This window comes from Pseudomonas sp. GW821-FHT01D09, from assembly GCF_059422465.1.
In genome coordinates this window covers 48265-67169 of the sequence record NZ_JBWKWY010000005.1, presented here as the reverse complement: position 1 = coordinate 67169, position 18905 = coordinate 48265, and the positions used below count along the sequence as shown (strand labels likewise).

Sequence of the window (18905 nt, the reverse complement as noted above, 5' to 3'; positions counted from 1 at the left end):
ATGCTTGGCCCGCAACCTCATGGACGCCCGCTATGACTCTTACAGAATTACGCTACATCGTGACCCTCGCCCAAGAGCAACACTTCGGCCATGCCGCCGAACGTTGCCATGTCAGCCAGCCGACGCTGTCGGTGGGTGTGAAGAAGCTTGAAGACGAACTCGGTGTGCTGATTTTCGAGCGCAGCAAAAGCGCCGTGCGCCTCACCCCGGTCGGCGAAGGCATTGTGGCCCAGGCCCAGAAGGTGCTGGAGCAGGCCCAGAGCATTCGTGAACTGGCCCAGGCCGGCAAGAACCAGCTGACCGCCCCGCTGAAAGTCGGCGCGATCTACACCGTCGGCCCGTACCTGTTCCCGCACCTGATCCCGCAACTGCACCGCGTCGCGCCGCAGATGCCGTTGTATATCGAAGAAAACTTCACCCACGTCCTGCGCGACAAGCTGCGCAACGGTGAGTTGGACGCGATCATCATCGCCCTGCCGTTCAACGAAGCCGACGTGCTGACATTGCCGCTCTACGACGAGCCGTTCTACGTGCTGATGCCCGCCTCCCACCCGTGGACGCAAAAAGACACCATCGACGCCAGCCTGCTCAACGACAAGAGCCTGCTGCTGCTCGGCGAAGGCCACTGCTTCCGCGACCAGGTACTGGAAGCCTGCCCGACCCTGACCAAGGGCAACGACGGCGCCAAGCACACCACCGTGGAATCCAGCTCCCTGGAGACCATCCGCCATATGGTCGCGTCCGGCCTGGGCATCTCGATCCTGCCGCTGTCGGCCGTGGACAGCCATCACTACGCCGCCGGCGTGATCGAAGTGCGTCCGCTCACCCCACCCGTGCCGTTCCGCACCGTGGCGATTGCCTGGCGCGCCAGCTTCCCACGCCCGAAAGCCATTGAGATCCTCGCCGACTCGATCCGCCTGTGCTCGGTGGCCAAGCCGCCTGCCGCGAGCTAAGTGCGTGTATGACTGAGCTGTCGCAGGTGTCGGTGACTGCACTCAAGGGTGTCGGTGAAGCCATGGCCGAGAAACTGGCCAAGGTCGGCCTGGAAAACCTCCAGGACGTGCTCTTTCACCTGCCCCTGCGCTACCAGGACCGCACCCGCGTGGTGCCCATCGGCCATCTACGCCCTGGGCAGGATGCCGTGGTCGAAGGCACTGTCAGCGGTGCCGATGTGGTGATGGGCAAGCGTCGCAGCCTGGTGGTACGCCTGCAGGACGGCACCGGTGGCCTGAGCCTGCGTTTCTACCATTTCAGCAATGCGCAAAAGGAAGGCCTCAAGCGCGGCACTCGCGTGCGTTGCTACGGTGAAGCGCGGCCAGGGGCATCGGGCCTGGAAATCTACCACCCGGAATACCGCGCCATTACCGGCGACGAGCCGCCGCCGGTAGACACCACCCTCACCCCGATCTACCCGCTCACCGAAGGCCTGACGCAACAGCGCCTGCGCCAGCTGTGCATGCAGACCCTGACCCTGCTCGGCCCGCAAAGCCTGCCCGACTGGCTGCCGCAGGAGCTGGCCCGCGACTACCAGCTGGCGCCCCTGGCGGACGCGATCCGCTACCTGCACCATCCACCGGCCGATGCCGATGTCGACGAACTGGCCCTGGGTCATCACTGGGCCCAGCATCGCCTGGCCTTTGAAGAACTGCTGACCCATCAACTGTCCCAGCAACGCCTGCGCGAAAGCATGCGTTCCCTGCGCGCCCCGGCGATGCCCAAGGCCACGCGCCTGCCCGCGCAATACCTGGCCAACCTCGGCTTTGCGCCGACCGGCGCGCAGCAGCGCGTCGGCAATGAAATCGCCTACGACTTGAGCCAGAAAGAGCCCATGCTGCGCCTGATCCAGGGCGATGTCGGCGCTGGCAAGACCGTGGTCGCCGCCCTGGCCGCGCTGCAGGCCCTGGAGGCCGGTTACCAGGTGGCGTTGATGGCGCCGACCGAGATCCTCGCCGAGCAGCACTTCATCACCTTCAAGCGCTGGCTCGAACCCCTGGGCCTGGAAGTCGCGTGGCTGGCGGGCAAGCTCAAGGGCAAGAACCGCACGGCCGCCCTGGAGCAGATCGCCGCCGGCGCCCCGATGGTGGTGGGCACCCATGCGCTGTTCCAGGACGAGGTTAAATTCAAGAACCTGGCCCTGGTGATCATCGACGAACAGCACCGCTTCGGCGTGCAACAACGCCTGGCCCTGCGCGAAAAAGGCGTGGGCGGGCGGATGAACCCGCACCAGTTGATCATGACCGCTACCCCGATCCCGCGCACGCTGGCCATGAGTGCCTACGCCGACCTCGACACCTCGATCCTCGACGAGCTGCCACCGGGCCGAACCCCGGTCAATACGGTGCTGGTCACCGACACCCGGCGGATCGAAGTGATCGAGCGGGTGCGCGGCGCCTGTGCCGAAGGGCGCCAGGCGTATTGGGTGTGCACGCTGATCGAAGAGTCCGAAGAGCTGACCTGCCAGGCCGCCGAAACCACCTATGAAGACCTCACCAGCGCCCTGGGCGAGCTCAAGGTCGGGCTGATCCACGGGCGCATGAAGCCTGCGGAAAAAGCCGCGGTGATGGCCGAATTCAAGGCCGGCCACCTGCAATTGCTGGTGGCCACCACCGTGATCGAGGTCGGCGTGGACGTGCCCAACGCCAGCCTGATGATCATCGAAAACCCCGAGCGCCTGGGCCTGGCACAGTTGCACCAACTACGCGGGCGGGTCGGCCGGGGCAGTGCCGCCAGCCACTGCGTGCTGCTCTACCATCCGCCGCTGTCGCAGATTGGCCGCCAGCGCCTGGGGATCATGCGCGAGACCAACGACGGCTTCGTGATCGCCGAAAAAGACCTGGAACTGCGCGGCCCCGGCGAGATGCTCGGCACCCGCCAGACCGGCCTGCTGCAATTCAAGGTGGCTGACCTGATGCGCGATGCCGACCTGCTGCCCGCCGTGCGCGATGCGGCCCAGGCCCTGCTGGAACGCTGGCCGCACCACGTCAGCCCGCTGCTGGATCGCTGGCTGCGCCACGGCCAACAATACGGCCAGGTCTGACCCGCCCCCATCACAAACCGCAGTTAGACCCCCTCAGCCGGACCAAGCTGGTTATACTCCAAGCAAATGTAGGAAATTGGATCCGGCCATGTCAGAAGTTGCCCACGCCACAGCCCCACCGACCGCACCCTCGGTCATTCGGGACCTGCTCGCAAAACTCGCCGTCAACTACACGGAAGTCACCGACCACCCAGGCCTGAACCCGGCCCGAAAGGTTCAGGCGGTACTGGTCGATGACGCGGTGGGCGCCCTGATGGTGCTGTTCCCCCAGAGCCAGTTGCTGGACCTCAACCGCCTTACCGAGCTGACCGGCCGCAACCTGACCGCCGTGGCACCGGAGCGCCTGGAGCGCATGCTCGGCAAACACCGCCTGAGCCTGCTGCCCGGCCTGCCGCCGCTGACCAGCTCGCCGTGCCTGTACGAAGAAAGCCTGCTGCGCGAGCCGACCCTGCTGGTGCACTCGGGCGAAGCCAGCGTGTTGCTGGAAATCGCCAGCGATGACTTCAAGCGCATGTTGAGCAAAGCCAGTGCCGCCCACTTCGGCGAGCCCCTGAGCAGCATCCGCCCCAACTTCGACCGCCCTGCCGACGACCGTGATGAGATCACCCAGGCGATGCAGGCGTTTACCGCGCGCCGTATCCAGCAACGCCTGGAAGCCACCATCGAGATCCCGCCGCTGGCCGACACCGCGCAAAAGATCATCAAGCTGCGGGTCGATCCCAACGCGACCATCGACGACATCACCGGCGTGGTTGAAACCGACCCGGCCCTGGCCGCGCAAGTGGTGAGCTGGGCGGCCTCGCCGTACTACGCCTCGCCGGGCAAGATCCGCTCGGTGGAAGATGCGATTGTGCGTGTGCTGGGCTTCGACCTGGTGATCAACCTGGCCCTGGGCCTGGCGCTGGGCAAGACCTTGAGCCTGCCCAAGGACCATCCGCAACAGGCCACGCCCTACTGGCACCAGTCGATCTACACGGCGGCGGTGATCGAAGGCCTGACCCGCGCCATGCCCCGCGCCCAGCGCCCGGAAGCCGGCCTGACCTACCTGGCGGGCCTGCTGCACAACTTTGGCTACCTGTTGCTGGCCCACGTCTTCCCGCCGCACTTCTCACTGATCTGCCGGCACCTGGAGGTCAACCCGCACTTGTGCCACAGCTATGTCGAGCAACACTTGCTGGGCATCAGCCGCGAGCAGATCGGCGCCTGGCTGATGCGTTACTGGGATATGCCGCAAGAGCTGTCCACGGCCCTGCGCTTCCAGCATGACCCGAGCTACGACGGCCAATACGCCGAATACCCGAACCTGGTGTGCCTGGCCGTGCGCTTGCTGCGCGGGCGGGGGATTGGCTCCGGGCCTGAAGCCGAGATTCCGGACGAGTTGCTGGAGCGCCTGGGCCTGAGCCGCGACAAGGCCGAGGACGTGGTGAGCAAGGTGCTGGATGCCGAGGTGTTGTTGCGGGAATTGGCATCGCAGTTCAGCCAGGGGTAAATTCGGCGCCTGTTGCACCGCTATCGCAGGCAAGCCAGCTCCCACATTCGACTGCATTCCAACGTTGGAACTCGGTCAAATGTGGGAGCGGGCTTGCTCGCGATGAATTCAACTCGGTCTGACTGAACAGCCTCAGGCCTTCTTTTTCTTCGGCTTCAAATACTTGGTCAAGCCCTGGAACCACATCACCAGGGCCGGGTTGCCCTTGATCTGGATCGACTTGTCCTGAATCCCCGTCATGAACGCCAGTTGCTTGTTCTTCGCCTGCATCGTGGCGAAGCCATAGGCGGCGTCTTTAAAAGCGATGGCAAACGCCGGCTCCGGGTGCACACCCGAGTGGCTGGTGATGCGCTGGTCTTTGACGATGAAGTGACGGGCAACCTTGCCGTCGAGGGTCTGCAACTGGAACGCCAGGTCCTTGTCACCCAACTGTTGCTGGAACGCGGGGTTGTTGCGGCTGGCTTTGGCCATCATCAGGCCCAGCACCCACAGGAGAAAACGAAATTTCATGCACACGGCCTCAGTGTAATTATTGGGTGGCCGCAGCAGTTTAACGATTTGTGCGCAGAACGCTACCGATCTCCCGCGTTAGCAGGAGATCGGCTGGCGTTTACCGCTTATAGCAACAACTTGGCTTAAACGTTAGGGCAAGGCACCGGTGCCCAGTCGGCCAGGTTCGGATCGCGGCAAGTGCCTTCGATCTGTGCTTTGCCGGCATTGGCCACTTGATTGCTTTCAGTCTGCTTGACCTTGGCGGTGCGGATGCTCCTTTCGGTGCTCACCGCTTCTGACGGCACCTTGGGCAGTGGCGGACGCTTGGTCACGACTTTGCTCTTCTTGTCTTTTTTCGCCGCAGCCGCAGCCGAGGTGGTCTCAGCAGTAGCCACAGTCACCACATCGTTACGCTGTACGCCCACTTGTTGCAGGTCTTTCTCGTAGGCCTGGGTGTAGTTGTTCAGGTCTTCGCTGGCCTTGCCGTTGACCGCGACGATCAGGTCGTTGGATTCCTTCAGGCCCGCAACGATTTCCGCCAGGCGCTTGCGACCTTCGGTGTCATTGACGGTCTTGGCCTTGCGGTCGGCCACCAGCTTGGTGAATGCGCTCTGGTAGCACTGCTGGGACGCCTTGGCGTACGCGGTGCTGCGGTCGATGTCGGAGGCGCTTTTATTGAAGTCGGTGGCGTAGGAGGCGATGCGCTGGTTGTCATCGCTGATCTGCTTCTGGCGCTCGGTGTAGTAACCCGCCGCGCCGCCCGCCAGGGCACCGCCCGCCGCACCAATCGCCGCATTGCGCCCGCGCTTGTCCGAGTCACCGGTCAGGGCGCCCAGCAGCGCGCCACCGGCCGCGCCAAGGGCGGCGCCGGTAACGACCGACTTGGTCATGTCCGAATCGGTGGCACGCAGGTGCTGCACCGGCTCGTAGCAATTAGGGTAGTACTCGACCTTGGTGCTCGACGCGACCTTGGAGGCCGGCGACGTGGCGCAACCGGTCAGCACAGTGCTGAAACCAGCCGCAATCAGCAGCAAGTGACGCTTGGAAACCGCCTTACGGGAAAAAAGCATAGGTGTGTTCTCTTTTAAGTTTGACTTGCCCAGCACGGCCCATGCCGCCTGAGTCCCTTCCAAGCTCGCCAGCCTGCGAGCGATCAAGACCGCTGACCGCTTGCTGCGAGCAATTCCTTCAAAATCGTTGCCGGGTCGGCTCGCTGTTGTTTGCGATAGTTGCCGACATGGCGAACGAATAACGTCGCGCGCGTCACCAGGCTCTTGCCCAGCACCGGCTTGCGCTCCAACTCTTGCTGGATCCGTTGAAACTGCGCCTGGATCACCGCATCGGTGTAGCGCGTGCCGGTGGCCAGGTTGTCGATATAGATCGCCACTGCGCCGTCCAGCGCGCTGCGGCCATTGGCGATGGCCGTGGCGAACAACTGCGCGCTGGCCTCGTCCTTGGCGTCCAGGGACTGCTGGCGACTCTTGTGCAGATTGATCAGGCGGATGTTGTAGTTATTGATGGTCTCGGCCACCAGGGCGGCAGACTGGATCAGGTTGCCGGCCGCTTCCTCGCGCTGCTGGGCGATCAGCGATACGTTGCGCTTGAGCTCTTCATTGACCAGTCCCAACTCGGCTTGCAGCCGTGGGTCGACGCTGGCGGCGATGATGCTGTCCAGGCGCTTGGTCGGGTCCTGGGCATCGTCGATGGCATCGGTCAACGCGGCCAGGCGCCCCTCTTTCTGCCACTGCGCGAACAGTTCGTTGTAGCGCGAACGCGGTGCCGACAGCGCGCCAATCGCCACCCTGAAGCCTGTGGTCTCGTTGCTTTGCTCGGTGCCGTCGGCGCCGAACAGCGGGTATTCCCGGCGCATGCCGCTAAACAACGTGCCCTCGCCCTCCAGGTAGTTGCCGCCCTTGACGATAAAGCCGCCATAGGTGCCCTGGCGGCGGCCGGCGTGGACCAGCTGGAATGACTCCTGGACCATCTCGGCAGCGTTGCCGATCACATCGAACAGGCCGATGGGGTTCGGCAACTTGGTGCCGATAGGCATCAGCCGCGCCGCCTGGCCAGTGCCGCCGGCGACCTGGTTAAACACCGCCCAATCGCCCAGCGGGCCGTCGCTGTCGCTGCCCTCGATACGCCGGGGGAACAAGCGGCCTTCCAGATCCTGGCGGCTCACTGCCTGGCCGCCGCGCGCGGCGAACTCCCATTCCACTTCGGTAGGCAGCCGCACAAACCCCAGGCCGCCATCTTGCGCCGAAGCACCGCGGCCACTGACCGGCAGCAAGTCGCGGTGATATTTCATCAACCAGGCGCTGTAGACCGCCGAGAAACGCTCGGCTTCAAAGCGCGACAGCTTGACCTTGGGCAAGCGCCCGGCCATGCCCTCAGGCACCTCGCACGCTGGCGCCGGCTCACCACTGGCCAGGGACTGGGCCTGGGACATGACCTGGGCGTATTGGCGCGCGGTGACTTCGTACTTGCCGATAAAGTAGAGCATCGGCTTGAGCGGGGTCTTGGCGTCGGTCTTGGGCATCAGCGGCGCAATCACCTTGTTCCAGCCCTTGGGCAAATCCTTAAGAGTGAATTGGCCGTTGATAAAGTCGCGGCGATAGCCGGAGATAAACGACTGCTTGTAGCCCGCCTCACCTTCGCTGAACGGGTAGCCGAGGCTGACCTCCCGGTCGTCCAGGGTGCCCTGGGCCAGGACATAGGCGTAGCGAAACACCATGTTGCCCTCGCACGGCAGCGGCAGGCTGACGTCATCGGCCAACGGCTTGGGGTTGTCCAGCTTATCGCTGGCCTCGTCGGCCCAGGCCGCAGTGGCCAGGCTCAGCGCCACGGCGGCGCCCAATAATCTATACATCTCTGATGCCCTCAGAAGCCTGGATACGCGCCACCCGCCACCCCCCGCACGCGGCCGCCACGGCGCTGACGCCGAGCACCGCGACCAGGGCCAGGGCGTAATGCCGCGCCAGCAGGTGGCTGGCGTATTCGCCCGGCACCTGCACGAATAATTGATTCAAGCCCGCCTCGGCCAGGCCATACAGCCCGGCGCTGAGCACGGCGGCGAAACCCGCGCTGTAGAGCGCCTGCATCACCACAAACAGCAGCAGCGCGCCAGTGGAAAACCCCAGCAGGCGCAATACCGACAACTCCCGGCGCTTGCGCGCCACAGCGGCCAACGCGCCGGCGAAGATCGCCGCAAACGCCCCCGCCAAGGCCAGGCCAGCGATGATCCAGAACACGATCGACAAATTGCGGCTCAACGACTGCACCTGGGCGATGCTCAGCGCCTGGGTCGAGACCAACAGGTTCTGCCCGGCGAAATACACCCGCAGCGGCTCTACATCGGTAAGGCTGCGCGCATATAGACGAAACGCCGGGTACACCCGCTGCTCGCTCCCCCCCACTGCATCACCGTCCCAACCCAGCGCCGGTACTGCCCGGCCATCGCGGTAATCTTCCGCCGCTTCCAGCAGGCTCAAGCCGGCAAACAAACCGTCCCGGGCGAACGCCTCCAGGGGCAGCACTGCCAGCACCTGCAAGCGCGTACCCTGGGCCTCGACACGCCCGGCCACTTGCCGCGCAAAGCGGGTTTGCAACCAATCCCCCGGTCGCGCCGCCAGCTTCTCGGCAGCGGTGTGGCTCAGCACGATCTGGTCCAGGCCCACCGGAATAGGCAGGCCGCCCAGCAATGGGTCACCCGGTGCGGTGGGCAACATTTCCAGGCTCAATGCCCCCACCTGGGCCGTGGCCGCGATCTGCCGCGTACGTGGGATGGCAAACGCCACATCGCTGCGCTGGCCGAGATGCTCGACAAACGCACGGCTGAATCGCCCCCCGCCCAACGGGATGATTTCCCGAGTCGCCGGGTCATTCTCCAGGCGCTCGGTCAAACTGCCGACCAGGCCGAATTTCAGGCCGAACAACACCAGCAACGGCGCGATCACCGCCACCAGCGCCAGCACCGCACAGGCCGACAGCCAGCCATCGTTGCGGTAGTCCTGCCACGCGAGGGAAGCCACCAGGGGGATGCGCATCAGCACGCCTCCCCAAGGGTCGCCGTAACGCCACCGTCGCTGTCGCGCCGGCAACTGATGCGCCGCACCTGCAAGCCACTGGCGCGGGCCAGGGGCTCGTCATGGGTGGCGATCACGCAGGCGGCGCGGTACTCACGGGCCTGGGCCAGCAGCGCCTGCATCACACGCTCGGCGTTAAGCGGGTCCAGGGACGCGGTCGGCTCATCGGCCAGCACCAATTGCGGGGCATGGGCCAGGGCACGGGCGCAACTGACGCGCTGGCGCTGACCCACCGACAACGCGCCAGGCTTCTTGGCCAACTGGTCGCTGATGTGCAACTGCGCAGCCAGCCGCGCAACGCTGCCATCGTCCTTCAAGCCCAGCAGTTGCCGGGACAGCGCGATATTGCTGCGCACATCGAGAAAGCCCAGCAGGCCGCCGGTTTGCAGCACGTAACCCAGATGCCGGCTACGCAACCCGGCCAAGGTGGATTGCTGATGGGCACGCCACAGCCCGTCGATATCCAGCTGGTTGAATTCAAACCGGCCGACCTGGTCCGGTGCCAGGACCAACGCCAACAGGTCGAGCAAGGTACTTTTGCCGCAGCCACTGGGCCCGACAATCGCCAACTGCTCACCCGCGCCCACGTGCAGCGCCGGGATCACCAGGCTATAGCGCTGGCTACCGAGGCCCCGGCTCTTGTGCACCGCGCTCAGGTTCAGCATCAGGGCAGCGTCGACAGCGGCACGCGGTACAACGCATCGCCCGGTTCGGCATCACCGAAACGGACCCAGTTGGCCACATCGTTATGGAAGGTTTCATACAGGCGGATCTTCGAGTCCAGCTCGTCGATAAAGTCTTCCTGTTCAGCCACGCTCAACGACAACCACAGGTCCTGGGTCATGTTCAGCGACTTGCTGCGGTACGGCAGGCCTTCCAGGTATTCACCGAGAATGCCGCCGTCGGCGAGGTTGCCACCCTTGCGCAGGGCCTGTGGGTCGCGGCTCATATAGGCCGAGGCGCTGGCGATTTCCTGGAAGAAATCCCCGGGCGACGTCTGGGTCTTGCGTGCCGCATCGACGATCAGTTTCAGCGATTGCTGCAAGTCGTTGAGCTGCAACTTGGTCAGCATCACGCACACCTGGAACGCCGGCAGTGCCGGGTTGGTCAGGTCGCGGTCGGCGGTCCAGGCGCTGACCAGTTGCGGTGCCTGGCTCGCGCTTTTATGGCCGAGGAAGTCCATGTGCATGGCATAGCCGACGGCAGCGGATTTGTCCGCCAGGCTCGGCGCGCTGCTGAGCAACGGCACCGACTGCGGGGTGTTGCTGCGCACCTGGTGCACCAGGTTGGCGAACACCGTGCCGATCTCATCGACCCGCTCGCCCAGCTTGCGCACATCACCGCCCGGCACCGCCGTATACAGGTCGCCGATCCGCGGGTTGGCGTCGGCGGTCAGGATGCGGTACTGGGATTCGGCGCCGCCGTGGGTTTTCTTGCCGGCGTCGGTGCGCAGGTGCAGGGCATAGATCTTGATCTGCTTACCCAGGGCGGCCTGGCGCACTTCGGCTTCGTTCATCTGGGTCGCGGCGAACGGGTCGTTCTTGCGCAGGGCCCCGGCATCGGTCACCAGCAGGATCAGGCGCCCGCCGTAGCCGGACCAGTCCATGCCTTCCACCGCCTGCATCACCCCGGCAAACGCGTCTTCGTTGAACGAATGGCTGGAAACACTGGAGGCCTTGACCTGCCGCGCCATGTCGAGAAACCGCTGGGGGTCGCGGCCCTGGTCGAGGGTGATCAGGGTCTTGGCCACGTATTCCAGGCCAGGGGTTTTCTTGACGCTGCTGCGAAAGCCGACCATGCCGAAACTGACGCTGTCCAACTCGCCACGTTCGGCAATGCGGGTTTGCAGCTCGTGGACCACGTCGCGCACCTGGTCGATATAGGGCTGCATCGACACCGTGGTATCCACCACCAACACCACGGCGGTACGGAATGCATCGGCGTTAGCGCTGATCAGCGGGGTCGCCGGCTTGGCAGCGGCGCTGCCGGGGTCGATGGACGCCACATTGAGCAACTGCACCGGCTGGCCATTCTCGTCGAAGCTCTCTTTGGCGTCGAAAATCGGCAACAGGTAGAACTGGTTCTGCGGCACGGCACTGGCGGCGGGTTCCAGGGCCAGGACCTGTTGATTGTCGTCGGGGTTTTTCTGCGCCTTGAGCAGCAGGTTTTTCGCCGCTGCCGGGTCAGCCAGGAGTTTTTCCACCTCGCCGGGCTGGCGCAGGAACATCACCGGCGCACGCCCCGAACGTTCGGTGAACTTGAGCACCAGGCTCTGCTTCCAGTCGCTGACTTGCGCGGCCGGCAACCAACCGTCGCTGCGGCCGTCGCTGGCAGTGCCAATGCGCAGCCATGGGCTGCCATCGACATCCTTGCGCTGGTACACATAAAGCACCGAAAACGCGGGCAAGGCCTCGCCCGGTGCACCACCCGCCGCGCTGGAGAGCTTGGCGCCGGGCTTGCTCAAGACACGCTGGAACAGGGTTTTCTTGCCCGCCATCAGCAAGGGGCGCTGGCCGCCGTCGCTATCAGCGGCCACCGGTTTAACCCCAGCCGGTGTAACGGGCACAACCGCAGCAGGCGGCGGCGCAGGGGCATCGTCACTCAGCCACCAGTAACTGGCGCCACCGATGGCCAGCGCAACCGCCACGGCCACGGCGGCCAATGCCAGGACCGGGCCACGCCGCTGCTCGGAAACGGCGTGAGGCTGCGTAGGGCTCACCACCGGCTGGCGCACCGCTTGTGGCTGCGGTGTGGCAGTGGGGATTTCGATGGACACCGGGGTCAGCCCGGCCAGGTCACTACCGGCCGGCGTCACGGCGGGGCGAATCAAGGTCGCTTCCAACGCGTCTTTTGGCGCCTCCAGTGGCAGCCGATCCAGGGCCAGCAACAGCGCAGCGGCATCCGGGAAACGCTCTGCGGGGTCCTTGGCCAGGAGTTTTTTCAGCACCTCTTGATAACGGCCATGGTGCAGCGGCAATTCCGGCAAAGGCTCGGTCAGGTGCGCCAGGGCAGTGGAAAGTGCATCGGTGCCGTTGTAAGGCAGCTTGCCGACGAGGATTTCGTAGAGCACCACCCCCAGGGCGTACAGGTCGGCGCGGCCGTCGATTTCCTGGCCGCGCGCCTGTTCCGGGCTCATGTAGCTGGGGGTGCCCACGGCAAACCCGGCCTGGGTGAACTGGGTGCGGTCATCCAGGGACTTGGCGATCCCGAAATCCGACAGCACCGCCGTGCCATCGGCGCGAAACAGGATGTTCGCCGGCTTAACGTCGCGGTGCACCAGGCCCTGGGCATGGGCGTAACCCAGGGCCGAGGCGATCTGGCGGATATACACCAGCCCCTGCTCCGGCGTCAGGCCGGCGGCGATGCGCTCCTTGAGCGTGCCGTTGGGCAGGTACTCCATGGCCATGTAATACAGCTCGCCGACATTGCCGATGTCGTGGATGGTCACCGTGTGCGGGTGCGACAGCCGCGCCAGGGTCTTGCCCTCGCGCAGGAAACGTTCGCAAAAGCTTGGGTCGGCGGCCAGCGCAGCGGCCATGACTTTCAGCGCCACCTTGCGCTCCAGCGAACGCTGGGTTGCCAGGTACACGCTGGCCATGGCGCCTTCGCCGATTTCGCCGTCGATGTCGTAGCCGGGGATGATCAGGCTCATGGCGACACCTTCACGACGAGGGTGGTGATATTGTCGGGCGCTCCACGGTTGAGCCCCAGGTGCACCAGGCTGCGGGCGATTTCGTCAGGCTCGGCATGGCTCAGCACATCGCGGATCTCGTGGTCTTCGACGGTCTTGTTCAGGCCATCGCTGCACAGCAGGTAGCTGTCACCGGGGGCGATCAACAGGTCGACCACCGACAGCTCCAATTGCGCCTCCACGCCAATGGCGCGGGTGACGATATTGGCCCGTGGATGCACCCGCGCGTCGGCCTCGCTGAGCAGGCCACTGTCTTGCAGGTCCTGGACGTAGCTGTGGTCGCGGGAGATACGTTCCAGCTCGCCGTCGCGCAGGCGATACAAGCGGCTGTCGCCGGCCCACAGGCATACACCGCGCAGGCCACGAGCCGCCAGCAGCACCACGGTGCTGCCCATCATGGTCACGCCACGGTTGGCGGTTTCTTCACGTACGGCGGCGTTGACCCGGGTCAGTTCAGTGCGCAGCGCCGCCGTGTATTCGTCCAGGGACCGCCCCACGGGCAGGCTGCGCAGGCTGTCGACGATCAAGCTGCTGACATAGTCGCCGGCCGCATGCCCGCCCATGCCATCGGCCACCACCCACAGGCGGTTTTCCGGGAGGTCCAGGCACGCGTCTTCATTGACCTGGCGCACCATGCCCACATGGGTTTTGCTCGCGGATTTGTACGTCGACCCCATCTACACCACACCTTCTTGTCCGAGCAAAAATTGCGCAAAATCGCCGGCGGCAGGCAAGCCCTGGCACCGCAATAAACCGGGGGAAATACGTTGCGAACCACGGCCCCACCACAGGCTCGCCCCTTCGCAGGCCTGTTCGGCGAGGGCGGTCATGCGCCCATGGGGCACGGTGGCGGCGACCCGCTGCAGGCCGGCGAAACGGCTGTCCAGCGCACGCGGTTCACTCGCCGGCACACCCAGGCGCTCAAGGCCATCGCTGAACCCCTCGAACGTGGCGCCGGCATCCAAGGTGCCAAGCAGTAACTCCTCGGCCTGCTCGAACCAGGCGTCCGGGCCACCCACCAGAGACGCTGGGTTGGTGTCGTGATCCAACAACGCGACCACCGCCAGCGGGAAATACCGCCCGACCCGATCAATGCTCGGCATCACCACCCCCGCCGCCGCATCCGGCCCGCACACCCCCGGCGCCAGTACAAAACGCCACAGCGGGCTGACCAGGTACACGTTGAGCCAGTTGTCGCCCAGGCTGTGCTGGCTGGCGAGCAAGCCAGCGGCCAGCCAACTGTCCCAGGGCCCGATAAAGCTCTGGGGCAAGGCGCGGCTGACAAAGTCCCCGCGGCTGGCCAACTTGCCGTAGAACCCCAGGGTGGTCATAACCGCTCCGGCAGGCTGAACCCACTGAGCACGCGGCTCTTGAAGGGGTTGAAGGCGCTGTTGGCGCGCAACTCATAGGCGATGCTCGCGCCATCGACCCGCAGGCGCAGGTTGAAACGGTCCGGCGAATTGCCGGCAGACAGCTCCGACTGCTCCAGCAGGCGGAACCACGCCCATGGGCCATCCAGGGTGACCCCGGAGCGCCCGCTGGCCGCTGGCGGCATGATCGAGATGCGCACCCCGCCACTGCTGCCGGGGTTCGGCCATTGCATTGCCACTGGGCGGCTCGGGCCATGGTCGTAGCTCAGTTGCTGGCCGTCCAGGTCCAGCAGGAACTGGGTGATGGTCGCGTCCATCGCCACCGGCTTGAGCTCGAAACGCACGATGGGCTGGGTCCCACCGGCACGGAAGAACGCATCCCGAATAGTCGCCGCGCGCTGGAAGGTTTGCAGCACGCCCGGCGCGATGCCGAGCTTCTGCGCTGCCCCCGGCTGCCAGCGCCAGGTCTGCGCCGACGTATCGACGTAGGGCTGCAGGTATTTGCGGAAGTAGTTGTCCATCACCCCGCCCACCCCGAAGAACTGGCCGAAGTCATCCAGGGTGGCGTCGCGAGCGCTGCCCGGGGACATCGGATAACGCCCGGCCAGGGACTGGCGATACACATTGACCACCTCACTGACCCAGGCTGCATTCAGCTGATTGCGCACCCCGCCCATCATGCTGTTGGTGGTGGAGTTGACCACCGACTTGACCATGCCCTGCACCAGCGGCGGCTGGCGTTCGGCATTCAGGCTGACCCGGGTGGCCGCCGCCGCGGCCTGGTTCTTGGCTTCGCCGAGCAAGGCATCGCCACTGGCGCCGACCATGGCGCTGACCTGCACATACAGCGCATTCATGTCCGCCAACAGGCCGTCGATGGCCGCCGGCTCGCCTTCGTTCTTGGCAACGATGCTGTTGAGTTCGGCAAAGTGCGCAGTCACCGGGTCTTCCGTGAGGGCCGGGGCGCTGGCCGTCGGCTGGGCCTCGCCGAGCAGGCTGCCGAGGCGTTCCTTGAGCTTGTCCACACCGCCTTCCACCGGCACGCCCTTGGCCGCCAGTTGGCGTTCTTCAGCTTGCAGGTCGGTTTCCTTGGCCACCGCCACCAGCAGCTTTTTCAGCGGCGAGGTCGGGCCGGAGATCACGCGCAACACATCCGCCGCCTGGGCCACGCTGGTGATGGGCACAAAGTCGATATCCGCCAGCAAGGCATCCCACTGGCGCTGATAGTCCTGGAAGTACAGGCGCCGCACATCGGCAGCAAGGCTGGCGACATTCTGCTGATCCGCCGGTGCATGGCCCAAGACCCACTGCTCTTCGGCCAGGGTGCCGGCCTGGTTCAGGCTGGTCAGCAAAAAGCCCTGGCGATAGCCCTTGGCGGTAAACAAGCCACTCAACGGCTCGCCCAGCGGCTTGCCACTTTTGCGGCTGAACACCAGGGCGGCATCCCGCCCGGCAGCTTCGTTGATACGGAAATCGGTCACCCCATCGGGCAGCTTCTGGCGCTTGACCCGGTCGTACACGCGCTGGGCCACCGGCAGTTGTTGCAATTGTCGGCGCAAGTCATCGATCAGCCGTGGGTCGAGGCGCGCATTCGGCGGATGGCGGTCGAACAGCGCCTGCAAGTGACCGGTCAGCGCCTGGCGCTGGTCGGCGGGCAGGTCGCGCGGCAGGTTGCGGTCCCAGTCCAGGGCGATCCAGGCCTTGATAAAGTCCGGGTCGTAATGCTCGCTGTCCGCCAGCATCAGGTAGGCCTTCAAGCCTTCGTAGAGGAAGTCGGAATTGCCGCCACCGTGCAGTTGCTCTTCGATGCGCGTTACCAGGCGCGGGGCGAATACCGCGATCAGCAGCTTGCGGTAGACACTGGCGGACTCGGCTTCGAGCATGTCGCCCTGATACAGGCCCAGGCCCTCGGACCAGCCTGGCGAATCGCCCGCCAGGTTTTTCACCGCGTTGAGCAGCGGCAACACCGCCAGCACATCGCGCTGCGCCGGGCTCAGGCTCTGCACGGCCTGGCCCAGGGGCGCGACCTTGTGGTCGACCTGGGCGATATACGCCTGGTTGGCGCGGTAACTCAGCCACCACAGGCTGCTGACCACCAGCACCAGCGCGACCGTCGCCGCGAGTACGCCACGGGCCAGCCATTTACGGCGGCGCTCGACCTTCGGGTTGACCCCCACCAGGCCACGCTCGGCAAAAGCCACGGCACTGAACAGTTTTTCGATGAAGTAACTGCGCCCGGTGCCGCTCTGGCGCGCCAGGTGCTGGCGGTCAAGGTTCATGCTCTGGGCCATGGCGCCGATCAGTCGATCAATCGGGCTGCCTTCCTGGGTGCCGCTAGTGAAATACACGCCGCGCAGCAGCACACGCTCTTCAAACGCATTGGGCTTGAATACGCCTTCGAGGAAGCCTTGCAGGCAATCCTTCAGCGCTCCGAACTGCTGCGGGAAACCGTAGATCAGATCGCGCCGCGCCGGGTCGCGTTCCTGTTGCAGGCGTTCCACCAACCGTTCGTTGAGGCGCTGCTCCAGGCCGGCGAATTCGCTTTGCAGATGGGCCAGCGGGCTGTCGCTGTGTTTGCCGTCGTCCAGGGCAAAGGTCATGCCCCACACCTGGGCGCGGTCTTCCTTGCTCAGGTTGTCGAAAAACTCCATGAAGCCCGGCACCAGGTCGAGCTTGGTGAGCATCAGGTAGATCGGGAAACGCACCCCCAGCTGGGTGTACAACTCCTGGATGCGCAAGCGGATCGCCGCCGCATGGGCAGCACGCTCGGCGTCAGTGCCCAGCAGCAGGTCCGACAGGCTGATGGCGATAAAGGCGCCGTCAATCGGGCGGCGCGCGCGCTGTTTTTTCAGCAGGTCGAGAAAGCCCAGCCAAGCGGCTTTATCCACCGTGGAGTTGCTGTCCTGGGTGGTGTAGCGCCCGGCGGTGTCCAGCAGCACGGCTTGATCGGTAAACCACCAATCGCAATTGCGCGTACCGCCCACGCCACGCACCGCGCCGGCACCCAACTGGGCAGCCAGGGGGAAATGCAGCCCGGAGTTGACCAGCGCGGTGGTCTTGCCCGAACCCGGCGGGCCGATGATCACATACCACGGCAACTCGTAGAGGTTACGCCGCTCGTCACCGCCCAGCCTGGCCTTTTTCAGCAGCGTCAGGGCTTCGTCCATGCGCTGGCGCAGGGTGGCCAGCTCTTCGGCAGTGGCGACACTGTTGGGGTCGGCCGGGGTTTCGGCGGCCAGGCTGCGCATCACTTCGGCGGCCTGGCGGCTGGCCTGGATAATGCGAAACACGCGGTAGGCGATCCACACTGCGAACACCAGGATAATCAGGGCCCAGCGCCGACCTTCCGGCACCAGCACGTCGAGCAATGGCCCGACGAACCAGATGATCAGGCCCAGGGCGATCAGGCCCAGCACGGGGATCACCCAGCGAATCATAAAACTGAAAAACGCCTTCACTCGACGCCCTCCGCCAATACGGTGATTTCAACCCGACGATTGCGGGCACGGCCTTCGGCTGTGGCGTTAGTCGCCACTGGCTCGGTGTCGCTGCGGCCCTCGGCGCTGAAGCGCTCGCCCTGGCCGGTCTTGGCCGCGAGAATTTCCAGCACCGACTTGGCCCGCGCTTCGGACAAGGCCCAGTTGGACGGGAAGCGCAGGGTGGCAATCGGGCGGTTGTCGCTGTGCCCGGTCACCCGCACCTGGCCCTTGACCTTGCGGATGGCGTCGGCGATGCGCAGCATCAGGGGCTGGTAGTCATCGACAATGCTGGAGCTGGCCGAGGCGAACAGCTCATCGCCCCGGATCGTCACCACGGAACGGTCAACGGCATCTTCCACCGCCACCCGGCCCGCCTTGATGTCTTCGACCAAAAAGCCCGCCAGGCGTGGACGCTCGATGATTTTCGGCTGCGCCACCGGACGGTCGATCGCCTGCACCGGGATTTCACCCAGGGCATGGATGTTCTTGAACACCGGCTCGGCATCCGACGCCAGCTTCATCCGCAAGCCAAGCAGCAGGGCCAGCAACAAGGCCAGGCCGATGGCCACGGCGATCCACGGCGGCATGAATTGCGCCAGGCGATCGCGGGCCACGGTCACGCCGCGCCAATGGGGCGACAGCTCGCGCTCATGCTCGCCACGGGCACTGCGGATCGCCGCTGCCGTGCGCTCGCGCAGGGTTTCCAACTGGCTGCGGCCGTCGTTCATCACGCGGTAGCGGCCCTCGAAACCCAGGCACATGCACAGGTACAACAGCTCCAGCAGGTACAGGCGTTCACGCGGGCTTTGCAGGCAATGGTCCAGCAGTTGGAAGACCTTTTCCCCACCCCAGGCTTCGTTGTGCACGGTGATCAGCAGGCTCTGCTTGCCCCAGTCACTGGCGCTGCCCCAGGGCGTGCTCAGCACCGCTTCGTCGAGGGCGGTGCACAGTGCGTAGCGCGCCAGCAGCACCTCGTTACGGGCCACGCCGGCGGCCTCGGCGCGCTCTTCAAACTGGCGCAGGTAGGCCAGCAACTGCGCACGTAGGCTTGCGGGCGCGGGATGGGCGATGGTGTTGCGCAAGCGCGTCAACAGCGCCAACAACGGGCCGGCAGCACTTTCCAGGGGGTTGAGGCCCTGGCTTTTGCCGGTGAGGATCGGCGCCGCCGGCATCGACAAAGGCGCCGGTTCCGCGCGGGCAGGCTCCGGCGCACGGCCACCCGGGCGCGGCATGAACTGGGTGCGGTCGTCATCATTGGGGTGCAT

13 protein-coding genes are annotated in these 18905 nt (G+C 65.2%); 3 read left to right on the top strand and 10 right to left on the bottom strand.

Translation table 11 applies throughout. The annotated features are described in order from the left end of the window. Window positions 1–32 precede the first annotated feature (32 nt). The 3 genes from AC07W7_RS07430 to AC07W7_RS07420 all read left to right on the top strand — a co-directional run bounded on the left by AC07W7_RS07430 (window position 33) and on the right by AC07W7_RS07420 (window position 4526). A complete protein-coding gene (locus AC07W7_RS07430) occupies window positions 33–953 on the top strand; it encodes a hydrogen peroxide-inducible genes activator (RefSeq protein ID WP_076963446.1) in 921 nt (306 codons plus the stop codon). A gap of 8 nt (window positions 954–961) precedes the next feature. Continuing rightward, window positions 962–3037: an ATP-dependent DNA helicase RecG gene (gene recG, locus AC07W7_RS07425; RefSeq protein ID WP_495039024.1), complete on the top strand. Its 2076-nt coding sequence runs from the start codon at window positions 962–964 to the stop codon at window positions 3035–3037. An 88-nt stretch (window positions 3038–3125) separates the two neighbouring features. Then, complete coding sequence (locus AC07W7_RS07420) at window positions 3126–4526, top strand: aminoacyl-tRNA deacylase and HDOD domain-containing protein (RefSeq protein ID WP_495039023.1); 1401 nt, start codon at window positions 3126–3128, stop codon at window positions 4524–4526. Window positions 4527–4658: 132 nt separating this feature from the next. On the opposite strand, the gene AC07W7_RS07415 is transcribed toward AC07W7_RS07420, so the two are convergent. The 10 genes from AC07W7_RS07415 to AC07W7_RS07370 all read right to left on the bottom strand — a co-directional run bounded on the left by AC07W7_RS07415 (window position 4659) and on the right by AC07W7_RS07370 (window position 18905). Further along, complete coding sequence (locus tag AC07W7_RS07415; RefSeq protein WP_057961011.1) at window positions 4659–5036, bottom strand: SCP2 sterol-binding domain-containing protein; 378 nt, start codon at window positions 5034–5036, stop codon at window positions 4659–4661. Between the two features lie 125 nt (window positions 5037–5161). After that, window positions 5162–6088, bottom strand: coding sequence for a type VI secretion system-associated lipoprotein TagQ (tagQ, locus tag AC07W7_RS07410; protein WP_076963449.1), 927 nt, complete (start codon window positions 6086–6088; stop codon window positions 5162–5164). Between the two features lie 83 nt (window positions 6089–6171). Continuing rightward, complete coding sequence (locus AC07W7_RS07405) at window positions 6172–7884, bottom strand: formylglycine-generating enzyme family protein (RefSeq protein WP_495039022.1); 1713 nt, start codon at window positions 7882–7884, stop codon at window positions 6172–6174. Then, the gene (locus tag AC07W7_RS07400; RefSeq protein WP_495039021.1) at window positions 7877–9061 is read right to left on the bottom strand and encodes an ABC transporter permease family protein; all 1185 of its coding nucleotides are present in this window, start codon (window positions 9059–9061) and stop codon (window positions 7877–7879) included. The genes AC07W7_RS07405 and AC07W7_RS07400 overlap by 8 nt, the downstream gene beginning before the upstream one ends. Next, the gene (locus AC07W7_RS07395) at window positions 9061–9765 is read right to left on the bottom strand and encodes an ABC transporter ATP-binding protein (RefSeq protein ID WP_495039020.1); all 705 of its coding nucleotides are present in this window, start codon (window positions 9763–9765) and stop codon (window positions 9061–9063) included. The genes AC07W7_RS07400 and AC07W7_RS07395 overlap by 1 nt, the downstream gene beginning before the upstream one ends. Next, window positions 9765–12752 carry a serine/threonine-protein kinase gene (locus tag AC07W7_RS07390; protein WP_495039019.1) on the bottom strand — a complete coding sequence of 996 codons (2988 nt, stop codon included), beginning with the start codon at window positions 12750–12752 and terminating at the stop codon, window positions 9765–9767. The genes AC07W7_RS07395 and AC07W7_RS07390 overlap by 1 nt, the downstream gene beginning before the upstream one ends. After that, entirely contained in the window at window positions 12749–13468 is a 720-nt protein-coding gene (locus tag AC07W7_RS07385; RefSeq protein WP_076963454.1) for a PP2C family protein-serine/threonine phosphatase, read from the bottom strand. The genes AC07W7_RS07390 and AC07W7_RS07385 overlap by 4 nt, the downstream gene beginning before the upstream one ends. Then, window positions 13469–14122, bottom strand: coding sequence for a type VI secretion system-associated protein TagF (gene tagF, locus AC07W7_RS07380; protein WP_495039018.1), 654 nt, complete (start codon window positions 14120–14122; stop codon window positions 13469–13471). Then, window positions 14119–17619 carry a type VI secretion system membrane subunit TssM gene (tssM, locus tag AC07W7_RS07375; RefSeq protein WP_495039017.1) on the bottom strand — a complete coding sequence of 1167 codons (3501 nt, stop codon included), beginning with the start codon at window positions 17617–17619 and terminating at the stop codon, window positions 14119–14121. The genes tagF and tssM overlap by 4 nt, the downstream gene beginning before the upstream one ends. Further along, a complete protein-coding gene (locus AC07W7_RS07370) occupies window positions 17616–18905 on the bottom strand; it encodes a DotU family type VI secretion system protein (protein ID WP_495039016.1) in 1290 nt (429 codons plus the stop codon). Before AC07W7_RS07370 ends, tssM begins: the two co-directional genes overlap by 4 nt.